The sequence below is a fragment of the Treponema sp. genome (assembly GCF_045641405.1).
Lineage (GTDB): Bacteria > Spirochaetota > Spirochaetia > Treponematales > Treponemataceae > Treponema_D.
The window spans coordinates 50720-66714 of sequence record NZ_JAZUGX010000067.1; the positions used below are offsets into that span (position 1 = coordinate 50720).

Annotated in this window: 11 protein-coding genes; all 11 read right to left on the reverse strand. The window is 43.8% G+C overall.

Annotation, left to right across the window (positions count from 1 at the left end; genetic code table 11):
• Window positions 1–165 precede the first annotated feature (165 nt).
• Window positions 166–2256, reverse strand: coding sequence for a polyribonucleotide nucleotidyltransferase (gene pnp, locus ACKI39_RS10610; RefSeq protein ID WP_407400340.1), 2091 nt, complete (start codon window positions 2254–2256; stop codon window positions 166–168).
• Window positions 2257–2407: 151 nt separating this feature from the next.
• Window positions 2408–2677: a 30S ribosomal protein S15 gene (gene rpsO / locus ACKI39_RS10615; RefSeq protein WP_407400342.1), complete on the reverse strand. Its 270-nt coding sequence runs from the start codon at window positions 2675–2677 to the stop codon at window positions 2408–2410.
• 174 nt (window positions 2678–2851) lie between these two features.
• On the reverse strand, window positions 2852–4738 hold the full coding sequence (gene truB, locus ACKI39_RS10620; protein WP_407400344.1) for a tRNA pseudouridine(55) synthase TruB: 1887 nt from the start codon (window positions 4736–4738) through the stop codon (window positions 2852–2854).
• Window positions 4739–4804: 66 nt separating this feature from the next.
• Entirely contained in the window at window positions 4805–6151 is a 1347-nt protein-coding gene (locus tag ACKI39_RS10625) for an MATE family efflux transporter (protein WP_407400346.1), read from the reverse strand.
• A 93-nt stretch (window positions 6152–6244) separates the two neighbouring features.
• Window positions 6245–6664, reverse strand: a complete 420-nt coding sequence (rbfA, locus tag ACKI39_RS10630) for a 30S ribosome-binding factor RbfA (RefSeq protein ID WP_407400347.1) — start codon at window positions 6662–6664, stop codon at window positions 6245–6247.
• Window positions 6665–6674: 10 nt separating this feature from the next.
• Window positions 6675–9455, reverse strand: coding sequence for a translation initiation factor IF-2 (gene infB, locus ACKI39_RS10635; RefSeq protein WP_407400348.1), 2781 nt, complete (start codon window positions 9453–9455; stop codon window positions 6675–6677).
• Between the two features lie 28 nt (window positions 9456–9483).
• Window positions 9484–10968 (reverse strand): transcription termination factor NusA, encoded by a 1485-nt coding sequence (gene nusA, locus ACKI39_RS10640; RefSeq protein WP_407400349.1) that lies wholly within the window; start codon window positions 10966–10968, stop codon window positions 9484–9486.
• 56 nt (window positions 10969–11024) lie between these two features.
• Window positions 11025–11504 (reverse strand): LSm family protein, encoded by a 480-nt coding sequence (locus tag ACKI39_RS10645; protein WP_407400350.1) that lies wholly within the window; start codon window positions 11502–11504, stop codon window positions 11025–11027.
• A gap of 254 nt (window positions 11505–11758) precedes the next feature.
• A complete protein-coding gene (locus tag ACKI39_RS10650; RefSeq protein ID WP_407400351.1) occupies window positions 11759–14314 on the reverse strand; it encodes an ATP-dependent Clp protease ATP-binding subunit in 2556 nt (851 codons plus the stop codon).
• A gap of 11 nt (window positions 14315–14325) precedes the next feature.
• Window positions 14326–15441: a hypothetical protein gene (locus tag ACKI39_RS10655; protein WP_407400352.1), complete on the reverse strand. Its 1116-nt coding sequence runs from the start codon at window positions 15439–15441 to the stop codon at window positions 14326–14328.
• 3 nt (window positions 15442–15444) lie between these two features.
• Complete coding sequence (locus tag ACKI39_RS10660; RefSeq protein WP_407400354.1) at window positions 15445–15978, reverse strand: UvrB/UvrC motif-containing protein; 534 nt, start codon at window positions 15976–15978, stop codon at window positions 15445–15447.
• Window positions 15979–15995: the final 17 nt, after the last annotated feature.

The window sequence follows — 15995 nt, forward strand, 5'->3', positions numbered from 1 at the left end:
ATATCACAAAAATAAAAAAAGGGCTGTTCCAAAAGTATAAAACAGGGTGGTTGAGGCCCTCGAAACCACCACTAATAGCGTGATGGTCATTTCGACAGGCTCAATGACCGCCATGGCTTATACTTGTTGAACAGCCCTTTATGATTTTACAGAGCCGCAGATGGCCTACTTAGCTTCTACAGCATCAATGTAAGAGAGGTTGAGTCGTCCCATCTTGTCTACTTCAAGGAGCTTAACTGGAACAACCTGTCCTTCCTTAAGAACATCTGTTACCTTTTCTACGCGAGCGCGAGAAAGCTTAGAGATGTGGCAGAGGCCTTCCTTACCTGGGAGGATTTCGATGAATGCACCGAAGTCCATGATGCGCTTAACAGTACCCTGGTAGATTGTACCTGGCTCTGGATCTTCGCAGATACCCTTAACGGCAGCCTTTGCAGCATCTGTTGCTGTACCTGTCTTACCATAGATTGTAACTGTTCCGTCATCTTCTGTATTGATTGTAACGCCATACTGCTGGCAGAGAGCCTTGACGTTCTTTCCGCCTGGTCCAATGAGGGCACCGATCTTGTCAACAGGAATCTTGAGGCTGTCAATCTTTGGTGCGTACTGGCTGATTGGCTGTGGCTTGTTGATGCACTTTTCCATGATGTCGAGGATGTGGTTGCGTCCGTCCTTAGCCTGAGCAAGAGCCTTCTTCATGATTTCCATAGAAACACCAGCAATCTTGATGTCCATCTGGAAGCCTGTGATACCATCGCGGGTACCTGCTACCTTGAAGTCCATGTCGCCAAGGTGATCTTCTTCACCGAGGATATCAGAAAGAATTGCATACTTTGTATACTTTTCGTCGCTTGTGATGAGACCCATTGCAATACCTGCAACCATCTTCTTCATTGGAACACCAGCTGCAAGGAGTGAAAGACATCCACCACATGTAGAAGCCTGTGAAGATGAACCGTTTGATTCCATGATTTCAGAAACAACACGGATTGTGTATGGGAATTCTGCCTTTGAAGGAATCATTGGAGCAAGTGAGCGGCGTGCAAGGTTACCATGACCGATTTCGCGGCGGCCTGTTGTAAGCTTACCTGTTTCACCTACAGAATATGGTGGGAAGTTGTAGTGAAGGATGAAGTTTTCGCTTCTGTCGCCTTCAATATCATCATATACCTGTTCATCCATTGCTGTACCAAGAGTTGTAACAGCGAGGGACTGTGTTTCACCACGAGTAAAGAGTGCTGATCCGTGTGGACGTGGAAGAACGTTGATTTCGCAAGTGATTGGGCGGATCTGATCTGTTCCACGACCGTCGATGCGCATGCCTGTTTCGAGGATGCTTGAGCGGAGGAGTTCGTACTGGATGTCATCAAAGAGTGCGCCAAAGAGCTTTGCCTGCATTTCATCAGCAAGCTGGTCAGCATACTTTTCTGCAATCTGCTTCTTAACTTCCTTTACAGCTTCTGAACGAGCCATCTTTCCTTCTTTGAAACATGCAACCTTCATGAGAGGGAGAGCGTCTGCCTTGATGGCTTCCTTGTTTTCAAGTTCAACGTTAAGTGGAGCAAGAGGGAGCTTTTCCTTACCTGCAAGCTTAACGAGTTCTTCCTGGAGGAGACACATTTCTGTGATGAATCCCTGAGCCTTTTCGAGGGCACCAAGCATTACATCTTCTGAAACTTCATTTGCACCGCCTTCTACCATTGTAAAGCCGTCTTTTGTACCGGCAACAACGATTTCAAGCTGAACCTTTTCCATCTGTTCGTATGTTGGGTTGATGACATACTGTCCGTCGAGGTAACCAACGCGGCAAGCTGCAACTGGACCATGGAAAGGAATGTCTGAAATGGAAACTGCAGCAGATGCTGCGAGAACTGCAAGAATGTCTGGTGTATTTACACCGTCGATTGAAACACAAGTTGGAACGATCTGAATTTCGCGTCCGAAAGCTGTTTCAAAAAGTGGGCGCATTGGGCGGTCGATAAGGCGGCTTACAAGAATTTCCTTATCCTTTGGACGACCTTCCCTCTTTACGAATCCGCCAGGAATCTTACCAGCGGCATAGAATTTTTCGTTGTATTCAACTGTAACTGGAACGAAATCAAGTCCTTCTCTTACATCACTTGAACAACAAACTGTAGCGATAACTGATGTTCCGCCGATCTGAGCATAAACACAGCCGTTAGCCTGTTTACCGATTTTACCGGTTTCGAGGATGAGTTCCTGATCACCGATTTTTTTAGTTACTCTCTGTACCATAACTAATTCCTTGTTCTTTTATTTTCTTTTCTTGCACTAGGCAAAGGATATATCGTTTGAACAGCCGACATACCCTACTATTCTCCAAAAAAAGTTCAAGGCAAGAATGCCATGGAAATCCACAACACCCCTGCCCTGATTTGTAGAAAACTTACTTACGAATTCCGAGTTCCTTGATGAGAGCGCGGTATCCTTCAAGATTTGTGTTCTGAAGGTACTTAAGAAGTCTTCTGCGAGCACCTACAGCCTTAAGAAGTCCGCGGGATGCTGTTGTATCCTTTGGGAATGACTTGCAGTGAGCTGTGAGCTGCTTGATGCGTTCTGTAAGAAGAGCAATCTGAACGTTTGTGTTACCAGTGTCAGCTGCCGACTTGCCGAACTTTCCAACGATTGAAGATGTTGTTTCTTTTGTAAGTGCCATATACTTACTCCTATGATTTTTTTCTTTTGCCTAAGATTAGACCTGGGATAAAAGTGGCTCTTTGCATTCCAGGCGGAATCATGACAGCAAAAGTTTATTGCTTCAAAAAGAAGCACTTTAATTTTACTGATATATCATTTTTTGTCTAGTATAAAATTCCACGAGAGCAATTCATCAAAAAATGACAGAGTGAACATTGTCAGCATAGCGCTGCGTAGGCAACATTAATGCTATGGATTCTCCGTCGATTTTCATGACTGAATGCAAAGTACTGCCGTCATTGAAAACAGCAACAACCTTGAATTCTCCATGACCAGGAAGCACCTGATCACCATTGGCAGCTGTAACAAAACTAGACAATTCCTGGCCATCAGATTTCTTTATCCATTTACATCCTGAAAACATATATTCAAATGGACGCCCAAGCATGGATTCCATTCCGTTGAATTCACCTTCAGAAATCGCCTTCTTGATACGGCTGGAGCTAACTTTTGAACCTTCGTATTCAACATAGTCTGCCTTTTTCAGGATGAACCCATGCTCATTGGAAAGATGCAAAATCTGTTCCATATCACAGCTTCCCTTATATCCACATTTAAAGTCGCTGCCTTCCGCAAGGAATTTAAGTTTACATTCATCAATGAGAATCCTGAAAAAATCGTCACCGCTGAGTCTTGAAAAATCATCATTAAAATCAATGACAACTGCAAAATCAACACCTAGAGTCTCAAAGAATTCAAGGCGCTGATTCAGAGTAAAGATGTCTCTTTTATCTTCACGGCATATGCTTGAAGCAAAAGTCACAACCCCAGCAACACAGTCCTTTTCAGATACCACAAAATCCACAAGCTCCTGATGACCTTTATGAATGGCCTCAAAGCTTCCAACGGTAATGGCACTGCCCTTTTCCTTCCACTGAATCGGAAAAGCACCATCACAGATTTCCTTCCATGTGAAAACCCTCATGGCTTTCTTTCCGTGTGGAACGACAAATCCGTAGCCTAGACGGCCATCGTGTTTTTTCATTATTCCTGCAAAATTTCCATCTCCATAGTAGACGGCTATTTCATCCTGATTATAAAAATTCTTTGAAACATCAAGGCCTTCACATCTGTCGAACATCCTTAAAGAAAGAGGTCTGCCATTGTTATAGGATCTTTCAAATTCAGGTTTAAGAACAGTACATTCAAAGCCACAAAGACCTGCAAGTTCTGGCGTAAAGGAAAGAAAACGGCTCTTGATGGCAGCTATCTTTTCATCACTATCCTTTTCGCGAGGCTTTCTTTCCTTTTTCTTACTGAACAGTTTTTCCTCTGCTTTTTCTATGAGGCTCTTTTTTTCTTTTTCAAGACGAAACCGTCTCTCGCTTTCAATTCCAGCATCAATGGTGAATTCCCCGAGAGATCCGTAGCAGGCGGCATCTTCCAGCACAAAAGGACCAACCTGAGTTCTACGCAAGGCACACAGATGGGCACAGCTACCTAAAGCATAGGCTATGTCACGGGCAAGGGCTCGGATATATGTTCCCTTTGAGCAGGTGACCACAAGTTTTGCATAAGAGCAGCCATCTTCTTCTTTTCTGTCAAGAAAATCGCAAAGTTCAAGTTTATAGATGAAAATCTGACGGCTTTCAAGAGAGACTTCCTTGCCTTCACGAACAAGGTCGCTTGCACGCTTACCGTCAACATGAAGGGCAGAGAATGCAGGTGGCTGCTGAAGGATTGCTCCTGTAAATTTATGAAGGATGCCTTCTATCTGATCTTTTGATACAGGTTCTGCAGTAGAAACAACTTCTCCCGTAGGATCCAATGTATCTGTTTCTTTTCCAAAGCATATTATGGCTTCGTAGGTTTTAGTAAATCCTGTTACATGGGGAACAAGATGTGTAAGATTTCCAGTAAGGACAACAAGAAGACCATCGGCAAAACTGTCCAAAGTTCCTGTATGCCCGACCTTTTCTGTACCTAGGGCATGCTTGATGCTCCATAGAGAAGAAAAACTTGTAAGTCCTGAAGACTTTGCATAGAGCATTATTCCTGTCGGTACAGCCTTAGATTTCATGTATGTGATTTTATAGAAATAATTTCAATAAGACAATAAGCGGGATTTACAATCAAGCCTTTCCGATCACACCAAAGCCTTTGTCTGCCATCTTTTACTCCTCCATCGGACAAGCATTACAAGTCCACGAGTAGTTTCATCAGTCCCAATGGCAAGCCAGAATCCAACCAATCCAAGTCCCATCCTAATTCCAAGGATGTAGCTAAAGAGAACCATTATGCACCACATGGAGAAAATACCATATCCTACAGGGAAAACAACATCTCCTGCCCCCTTTAGTCCACCGATAGAAATAAGGTTGAGGGACCGACCGAATTCTATGTAGCAGGAGTAAAGGAGCAAGGTTGAAACATAACCGATAATTACAGGATCATCTGTAAACATTGGAACGATGAATCCTTTTCCAAGGTTAATGAGAAGAATCAGGACCATGCTTGTCAAAGTTCCGCAGAATTGATAGCGCCAAAGATTCCTGTATGCAATATCAGCGTTTCTTGAGCCGACAAAATATCCTGTTTTAATCTGGGTTGCACTTCCGATTCCAACGGCAACAACAAAGACAAAACGGCATATGGTCTGGGTATAGACCTGGGCACTCATGGCGGCAGTACCCAAAGTAGTGATCATTGCCATTATGACAATCTGTGCAACATTATAGGAAAGATTTTCTCCTGCAGTAGGAATTCCTATCTTGAGGATCTTCTTGAAATAAGTTCCTTCAACAGAAAAAATACCCTTCACGCTGAATTGAATTTCCTTTCTTCTTCTGATAACAGAAGCAAGATAAATGCATGAGAAGATATTACCTACAACAGAAGAAACAGCAACTCCAGGCAGACCAAAAACAGGAAGACCGAACCATCCGTAAAGAGACAAGGCATTTCCAAGGACATTTATTAGATTGGCAAGAATGGTTGCAAGAAGGATTTCCTTTGTATACCCATAGGCTCGAACAACCGCACCCTGCATCAAATTGAAAGCAATGAAGACTGATCCTAACCCACAGAAAATCACAAAATATTCATGGGCATAGTTGCGGACAGTGTCTTCAAGGGTATAGCAGGAAAGCAAAGGTCCTGTTCCAAAAATGACAACGAGAGACATGATTATGGAAAAGGAAACGACCATGATCATGCTTGCCTTTGCAATATTTCCTAGATCCTCCCTGGATTTTTTTGCACCGATATACTGGCTTAAGACAATCATGGTACCAACGCAGACCACATTGTATAGAATGTTTATGAAAAAAGCATACTGGCTAGTCATTCCAACTGCAGCAACTGCAGCATTATCGTAGCTTGAAAGCATTACAGTATCTATTGAAGAAACAAGAATTCTAAACCCCTGCTCAAGGCACAAAGGAAGAGCTAGGGCAAACATTGATATTGAACCTGGATTCTTTTTTTCGTCCATAATAACCCCAATGTGGGAAATTATATGTTTTTAAATAAAAAAGGAAAGGGACTCCACAAAGGAAGTCCCAATTATTACAGATTTTTATTTTGCTTAAGTTTCTGCATCTGCCTTGGCCTCGGCATCGGCTTTTACACCTTCATTCTGAGATTCACGCTCCTTTGACTCAGCCTCAAGAGCGTTAAGCTTCTGAACCATCTTGTAGCCTTCCTTCATGCTGAAGTCAGCGACAAAAGAAAGTTTCGGAAACTTGTAGATTGTCAGTTTTCTGGCAATTGAACACTGAATGAATCCAGCAGCACTTTTCAGGCCTTCTACTCCGCGAAGAACTGACTGATCATCCATGAATGAAGAAACAAAAACCTTTGCGTAGGCAAGGTCTGCCGCAACCTCTACACGATTTACGGAAAGGAATTCATTTACGCGAGGATCCTTGATCTCATGTCTAAGGATCATTGTTGCAATTTCTTCCCTTAACTGTTCACCTAATCTTTGTAATCTGAACTGTCCCATTTATTTCCTTTTATTCTGCTGTTTCAGAAGTTGTAGCGGCCTTCTTTTCTGCCTCTGCCTGTTCTTCAGCAAGAGTCTTACCAAGTGAACGCTTTACTTCAATGATTTCAAATGCTTCAATCTGGTCGCCTACCTGGATATCCTGCCAGTTTTCAAGACCAATACCACATTCAAATCCATCCTTAACTTCCTTTGCATCATCCTTGAAACGCTTGAGGGAAGAAATCTTTCCAGTGAAGATAACAACACCGTCGCGGATAAGGTTTACGCTGCAAGTCCTCTTGATGAAACCTTCTGTAACATAACAACCTGCAATGACACCAACCTTTGGAACCTTGAATGTGTTGCGTACTTCTGCAGTACCTGTTGTTTCTTCCTTTGTATCTGGAGAAAGCATACCTTCCATGGCCTGCTGGATTTCTTCAACACACTTATAGATGATGTTGTACTTTCTGATTTCTACCTTTTCCTGGTCTGCCAGTTCCTTTGCTTTTGGTGTTGGACGAACATTGAAACCGATGATGATTGCATTCTGGTCAGCGGCTGCGAGTGTAACATCGCTTTCGTTGATTGCACCAGCACTGGAATGGATGACATTTACGCGGATTTCCTTTGTAGAAAGTTTTTCCAAAGAAGTCTTGAGGGCTTCCGCAGATCCCTGAAGGTCTGCCTTGATGATGATCTTGAGCTCCTTGACTTCACGGGAATCAAGTTCGTCGAACATGTTGTCGAGAGTGATTTTCTTGACTGCCTTTGCAGCCTCGAATCTCTTGAGCTCCTGACGCTTTGCGGCGAATGCACGTGCATCCTTTTCATTTTCAGTAACCTGGATTGGATCACCAGCATTAGGCATGCTCTCAAGACCAAGAACTTCAACTGGCATTGATGGAGTCGCTTCCTTGATTTTCTGTCCACGATCATTGAAGAGTGCACGGACACGACCTGAGTATATACCTGCAACAAGAGGATCACCGATATGAAGAGTACCGCGTTCAACGACAACAGATGCTACTACACCGCGTCCCTGGTCAGTGCGGGATTCAATAACCTTACCTTCAGCACGGCAATCATACTGTGCCTTAAGCTCAAGCATTTCTGCCTGAATGAGGATTGCATCAAGAAGATCATCGATACCCTGGCGCTTGAGGGCTGAAATATTTACGAACTGAGTATCTCCACCCCATGCTTCAGGTGTAAGACCAAGATTAGAAAGCTGAGTCATTACGTTCTCAGGATTTGCATCAGGCTTATCACACTTGTTGACTGCAACGATGATAGGAACCTTTGCATCCTTTGCATGGTTGATGGCTTCCATTGTCTGAGGCATGACGCCGTCATCCGCTGCAACAACGAGAACTACGATATCCGTAATCTGAGCACCACGGGCGCGCATCATTGTAAAGGCTTCGTGACCTGGAGTATCAAGGAATGTAATGTCCTGTCCATCCTTTGTGCGTACCTGGTAAGCACCAATCTTCTGTGTGATACCACCGGCTTCGCCAGCAGCAACATTTTCATCGCGAATAGCATCCAATGTCTTAGTCTTACCATGGTCAACGTGTCCCATGACTGTAACGACAGGAGGACGTGGACGCTCTCCTTCTGACGAACCTTCATCGCTTGCAATGACTGTCTCATCGTAAAGGCTTACAAGGTGAACCTTACAGTTATATTCATCAGCAAGAAGTGTAGCTGTATCACTGTCGATGGACTGGTTGATTGTAACCATCATACCCATCGAGAAAAGCTTTCCGATGATTTCAGAAGCCTTGAGGTTCATCTTCTTTGCAAGATCAGAAACAGAAACTGTTTCCATAATATCGATTGTCTCAGGTACTACGCTTGCAGGTGTAACTTCATGTTTCTTGTTTCCATAAAGTTCATCTTCGTCAAAGAGTTCTTCCTTGTCCTTGCGGTTATATACCTGTTTTTTACCTTTGAACTGTTTCTTGCCAGGGGTTCTGTCGGGAGTTGGGACAGCTGAAGGTGCTCCGAAACCTGGACGACCACCACCAAATCCTGGACGTGATCCACCAAAGCCTGGTCCACGGTTGAAACCGCCACTCTGACCGTTAGGACCACGGTTATATCCGCCGCCCTGACCATTAGGACCACGGTTGTATCCACCCTGGCCGTTTGGTCCACGGTTATATCCACCTTGACCACCGTTATTGTTATTGTAACCGCCACGGTTATATCCACCCTGACCGTTGTTGTTGTAGCCGCCACGGTTATACCCACCCTGACCGCCATTGTTGTTGTAGTTACCTCGGTTGTTATATCCACCCTGGCGTTCTCGGTTCTGATAGCCTTCACGTGCCTGTGCACCGGTAAAGCCACCCTGACCGCCGTTATTGTTGCGGTTATAACCACCGTTATATCCACCCTGACCACGATTATAGCCACCGTTGTATCCACCACGGTTACCGCCGCTCAAGTTACCAGCCTTGACATTAGGTCTTGTACTTGGGAATTCGAGTGTCTGAGCCTGAGACCTTGGAGATGCCGCAGAAGCCTGCTGTTGTACAGTTTTCTCTGTGGCGGCATCTGTAGTAGAAGAAGCTGCAGACTTTACTTCTTCGCTCTTTGCAGGAGCATCGTTATGCTTCTTCTGAACAACAACACGCTTTTTCTGCTCTGGCTTTGAACCGTCACCTGATCCTGAACCTGCAGCAGAAGGAGCCTTTCTCTTGATGACGATCTTCTTCTTTGTTGGCTCCGCTGCTGGCTGAGCGTCGTTTGCCTTTGAATGCTTAATTAAGATAGTTTTTTTCTCTGATTCTTCTGCCATACTATACTATACCTACCTCTTCTCTACCTTACTCTTCTTCAAATGAGAATTCTGCACCACACTTTGGACACTTAGTCATATCAAGCGTGATCTTCTCACCACATTCAGGACAGAAATATTCTTCCTCAGTCTCTTCTGCCTCTGGCTGCTCTTCAACAGCTTCCTCTTCTTCGAACTCAACGTATTCACCGATGATAGAGTTGATGGAATCAAGCTGTTCCTTTGTTACGCCTTCAATTTCTGCCAAAGATCCATCGTCATATGCTGTGATGAATGCTTCGATGTCGTCATAGCCTGCTGCCTTGATAAGCTCAGCCGCTGCCATATCGACACCAGGAAGCTGGAGGATTGAAGTGATTTCTTCGTCTTCTGTATTTGCTGTATCTGCAAAAAGTCTTTCTGCATCAGCCTTTGCTGTATAGTTTTCTGTAAGATCAAGCTCTGCAGCCTGAGATTCCGTCTTGACGTCAACTATCCAATCACACAATCTGTTTGCCAGGCGAACGTTCTGTCCCTGCTTACCGATTGCAATGGAGAAGTTCTCGTCGGAAACGATTGCCAGTGCCTCACGCTTTTCAGAATCCTTAATGATGACCTGAAGAACTTCAGCAGGTGAAAGCGCATTCTTGATGAATACATGTGGATCTTCATCATAGCGGAGAACATCGATCTTTTCGCCTTCAAGCTCACGGATAACATTCTGGATACGAACACCCTTAAGTCCGACACAAGCTCCTACTGGATCAACATCCATCTTAGTAGAAGAAACAGCGATCTTTGTACGATATCCTGCTTCACGAGCGATGCTGTTGATAACAACAATACCATCCTGGATTTCTGTAACTTCGCTTTCAAGAATATTGCGAACAAGATTTTCGTCCGTACGGCTAAGAACAATCTGAACACCAGAATTTGTCTTCTTTACTTCCTTAATAAGAGCCTTGATTCTGTCTGTCTTGTTTGCATAGACTTCTCTTGGACTCTGATACTTCTTAGGAAGAACACCTTCAACCTTTCCACCAAGATCAACAAAGATGTTGTCCTTATATGAACGCTGGAAGTATCCGATGATTGTCTCACCGATCTTGTCTTTATATTCATCAATAAGCTTCTTGCTTGAATTTTCATTAAGATCCTTGTGAGCTTCCTGCTTACCTACAGAAACAGCTCCGCGCTGGAAATCCTTCTTTGGGTCAAGCACGATGCGAAGAATATCACCTTCTTCTGCGCTTGGTTCAAGTTCCTTTGCTTCATCAAGTTCAATTTCAATGACAGGATCCCATACACCGTCGATGACAGTCTTTTCTGCATAAACGTTTATCTGTGAAAGGTCATCGGAAATATCAACGATACAGTTGTCATACTGCTTTCCAAAGCACTTCTGGTAAGCAGCTATGATCATCTTTGAAACGGTTGCCTTTACGGCTGTCTCATCAATTCCCTTCTCTGCTGCAAGCGCACGGATAATATCTGCAATTGGTTCTGTTGCATCTTTCTTTGTTTTCTTTGCCATTTTATTTCTCCTGTCTTTTCATGCCATTTAATGTCTTTGTCACGAAATTTATATTCCTAAATATGGATAAATTTTGCCTTTGCAATATCAGAATACTGGAAGACCTTTTCTGACTTCTCTCCAGATTCATCCTGTAAAACCAAGGTAACGGACTTATCATCCGATGACTTGATCGTCCCTGCAGTCCAGTCGCTTACATTCCTGTCCCAGACGCGAACTTCCCGACCCTTAAAAATTTCGAATTCAGCAGCATTTTTGATGTTTCGCTCAATGCCAGGTGAACAAACTTCCATGGCGATGTCATCTTCTGTCTTGTTGAGAAGCGCCATGAGTTTTGGGGCAAGCGCACGATGAGCCTTGGAACAATCAGAAACACCGACATCCTTTGAAGGATCACCAGAAGCTATGACCGCTGAAATTTTTGTAAGGATTTTCTGTGGAACAACTTGAAGTTCCACAAGTTTAAGACCTTCCGCTGCAACCACAGCAGAACATTCTTTGAAATAGGGAATACTGTTCAATGAAGTATATTCCAATTGATGCCTCTAAAAAAAAGTATAACAAATATCGAAACACCAAAAAAAAAGAGCCTTTTTGGAGGGCTCATTCTTAAGGTTAATCACAATGTGTTTTGAATATATCATTTCAAGAGGTCTATGTCAATAAGAAGCCTTATTTAAAATCTCGTCACACCGCCGCACCATACAATCCAGGAACCTGCCTGCAAACAAAACATAGAATCTTGATTTTGCGGGCAGGTTCTGCAGTGGATGGAATTCATCATCCCCGATCAGACAGAAAGAAGCTCCTTTGTCTTGACACTTTTTCCTCTAGGCTTTTTTACCTTAAGGCTCAGTTTTTCACCGTCACAATCGAGAACCACTGTCTTTGCATCCACATCATCAGCAAACTCAGAATTTTCAAGGAGAAGAACAGAAAGAGGATCTTCGACTTCACGCTGAATGAGACGACGCATAGGACGGGCACCCATCGAAGGTTCATATCCGTTGTCCACAAGATAATCCCTAGCTTTAGGCTTTGCCTCAAGAATTATATTCTTTTCTAAAAGACGTGACTGAAGATCACCAAGCTGAATGTCAAGGATGCTGCCAACCTCTTCACGGGAAAGAGCATTGAATACAACCACATCATCAACACGGTTCAGAAGCTCAGGCGACATTATGCGCTTAAGTTCTTCCATTGCACTTGATTTTATGTCTTCATATGGAAGAAGTCCTTCCTTCAAGGTTGAAAATCCCATGCGGTTGTCTGCTGTGATTTCCCTTGCGCCTGCATTGCTTGTCATTATCACAAGGCAGTTACGGAAAGAAACAGTATGTCCAAGATTGTCCTTCAGCTCACCTTCCTCAAGCATCTGCAGCAGCAGATTGAAGATGTCATGATGCGCTTTTTCAATCTCATCAAGAAGAACAACTGAATAAGGATGCTGTCTTACCTGTTCCGTAAGGGCACCACCTTCTTCATATCCAACATATCCTGGAGGAGCACCAACAAGACGTGCTGCATTATGCTTTTCCATATAGTCGCTCATGTCTACACGGATAAGGGCATCTTCCGTTCCAAAAAGGAATTTCGCAAGACTCTTTGCAAGCTGGGTCTTTCCGACACCTGTAGGACCAAGGAAAATGAAGGATCCCATCGGTCTGCGTCCAGAAGAAACTCCTGCACGATTTCTGCGGACCGCACTGCTTATAAGGCTTACAGCCTCACTCTGACCAATGACTTCCTTATGGATTTCCTTTTCCATGTTAAGAAGTCTTGAAGACTTTCCATCATCAAGCTTGGAAACATCTATTCCTGTCATAGACGAAATTATCCTGCACACATCTTCCGCAGTCACAATCCGATTCTTGTTTCCGTCTGCAGCCTTCCATTTTCTGTTAAGTTCATCGATCTCCGTACGGAGGCTGTTCACCTTGTCTCGAATCCAGGCAGCCTTTTCGTATTCCTGTTTAGCAACAAGATCCCGCTTCTGCTCATTGAGTTTTGCATATTCTGACTCAAGGCGCTCAAGGTCCTCAGGACGTGTATCTTCAAGAATTTTCTTTGCTGCCCCTGCCTCATCCAGGATGTCTATAGCCTTGTCAGGAAGGAATCTTTCATTGATGTAGCGCTTTGAATATTTCACTATAAGAGGAATAACGGCATCGTCATATTTCACATGATGATATTCCTCGTAATTAGACTTCAACCCAAGAAGAATTTCTTCAGTTTCGTCTTCAGACGGTTCTTCTACACGGACAATCTGGAAACGGCGAACAAGGGCACTGTCCTTTTCAAAATATTTTCTGTACTCCTTTGTTGTCGTAGCACCGATGATCTGAAGCTCAGCACGGCTAAGGGCAGGCTTAATCATGTTTCCAGCATCAAGCCCACCTTCAGGACCACCAGCGCCAATGATCGTATGAAGCTCGTCAATAAAAAGAATGATATTCTTTGCTTCCTTTATTTCCTTCATCACCCTCTTGAGTCTTTCCTCAAACTCTCCACGATACTTTGTACCTGCAACCATTGCCGCAAGATCAAGCTGAAGCACACGCTTGTTAAGGAGATCAACAGGAACTGTCCCCTTTTCAATTCTCTGCGCAAGGCCTTCCACGATGGCAGTTTTTCCAACACCAGGTTCACCAATAAGAAGTGGATTGTTCTTTGAACGGCGACTTAGGATCTGAACGGCACGAAGTACTTCCTTGTCCCGTCCAACAACAGGATCAAGGTTGCCTTCCCGAGCTGCCTCCGTTAAATCCCTGGAGAACTGTTCCAAAAGGCTTTCAGGCTTTTTCTTTTTCTGCTGGGAACTGCCGTCAGCCATGAAAGGAACAGCCTTTTCGTTTATGAAGTTGCCTTCCTCCATATCTTCGTTTTCATTCATAGCGGAAGAAGGAATTTTTCTCTGAATATCTGAAATGGATTTCTTTACCTGATCGACGGAAATCCCTGCTTTCTTGAAATATGCCCAAAGAAGAGAATGCTCCTCGGTGATAGCAGCTAGAATGAAATGCTCCGTTCCTACATAGCTGTTTCCCATTGCCTTGGAAATGAAGGCACTCTGCTTTAGGAATTTTGCAGTCCTTTCTGAATCAGGAATAGTCTTGAGCTCCTGGTCAGGATAGCGGTTGTTGAAATTCTGCTCAATGGCAAGCTGCATGGTAAGCACATTGATGCGCAGGTTCTGGAGCACAATATAGCCAAGTCCATCTGCCGATTTTAGTAGGGCAAGAATTATGTGCTCAGGATCAACTTCCTTGCTGCCCGATTTGTAGGCTTCATCCTGCGCAAGGGCTACAAGAAGTCTACGTGCTCTAGGTGAAAAATTCTTATACATAGCAACTTTCCTTAAGGCTTTTCAATTCCTTCAAAAGATTCCTGGAGTATGAGTGCCCTCAACCGTTCAATCTGCCTGGTCTTGTTATCCTGAATGTCCTTTTCAAATTTGAACTTTCCTGTGTTCAGCACATATTCAAGATGACCTTCCTGAACTCTGTAAAGAAGAGCATGCAGTTCAGTGCTTTCTATGCCATCAAGAATGCCCATGTCAGCACCGAACTTCACTCCACTTATAATATCGACAGATTCCTTTAGGTTTATAAAGAAACTTGCTTTTGCAAGTGCAAGGGACCTGTAGGTATAGTTTGCAATTTCCGTAACATGGGTGGAACGGCACTTTTTTCTTGCATTGCGTTCAGCAAGCATTACGCTCTGTACCGCAACCCTCATGGAAGCAAGCTGCTCAAGTTCCGTTCCTCCAGCACTGCTTTTTGTAGTCAGCCTGTAATAGGCTCCAAGGGCAGCGCCACGGCTTCCATAGCCGCTGACATTATCAAACCCACCTGACCCATAGCGAGCCCTTAGGTCAAATCCATCCTCAGAAAGCTTCTGTGCAAGAGGTCCTACTTCCTGAAGCAAGGAACAGGCTGGCAGATGAAGTACAGTAGATAATGCAAGACCACTTCCTGAATTCAAAATGAAATTGTTGAGATATCCAAAATCATAGCTTGCGGCATACTGAACATGCTTCTGGAGTTCACAGTCTACATCATAGACTTTTCTTGTCGTGTCATCCAACGCAAGTCCTGACATGAAGGTCGACATGACTACATGGTCATCTGTATTTACGGTGCAGGCAAGTCTTCCGTCATTGCGCATGATGATTCCACCTTTTGAAACATCCGAAGTTTCAAGTATAGAACGTTCATGCATTATTTTTCTGCCTACATCATCAAGCTTTTCCAGAGAAACTGCCTGATATTCATTTGCATCTGGAAGAAAGTTAAAGGCATCGAACATTATGGACTGGATGCGTCCAGCCTCTGACTCATGAAGTCTTGAAGGAAATGGGAAATTTGCAAGGTTCCTTCTCAATGTGGAACTGGATGAGACAACCACATCCTGTTCTATTCCAGGAGTTGTATACCAGGCATCAGAAACAGCGGAATTCTTTTTCTTTGCCATTGATCAGACTCCCCCTTTTTCCAGATCTGACCCATCGGAAACGGCATGACTTTCCAATGCCTTAAGGTAGTCACGGTACATGGCGGCTTTTTCATAATCTTCCCTTTCAAGTGCATCGTTCAATTTGTTCTGAAGGATTACCCTGTCATTGAGGACCGAATGAATCGTTGAAAGACGAGCAGGCATTGTTCCCTTGAACACATTCTTGACTCCATTATTTTCCAGAGCCTGTCTTATTTCATTCTTGAAAATGGCGTAACATTCGGGACAACCTGTTTTTCCAGTTTTCTTTATTTCTCCAAGCTTTGTACCGCATACGGGACATATCCTGTTTTCTTTCTCAGATATCTTTTTTGATACTTCTGTGAGTTCCTTGAACAGGTTTCCAATTGAAGATTCAATGCTTTTGGGATCTGGAGAAATTCCCCTTTCTATGGCACATTCAAGGCATATGTTGATTTTACGATGCTGACCGATACCGGTCATCTGTTCCATGAATATCACGGCTTCACGTTCGTGGCAAAAGTCACAGACCATTAAATTCCCCTCATCTA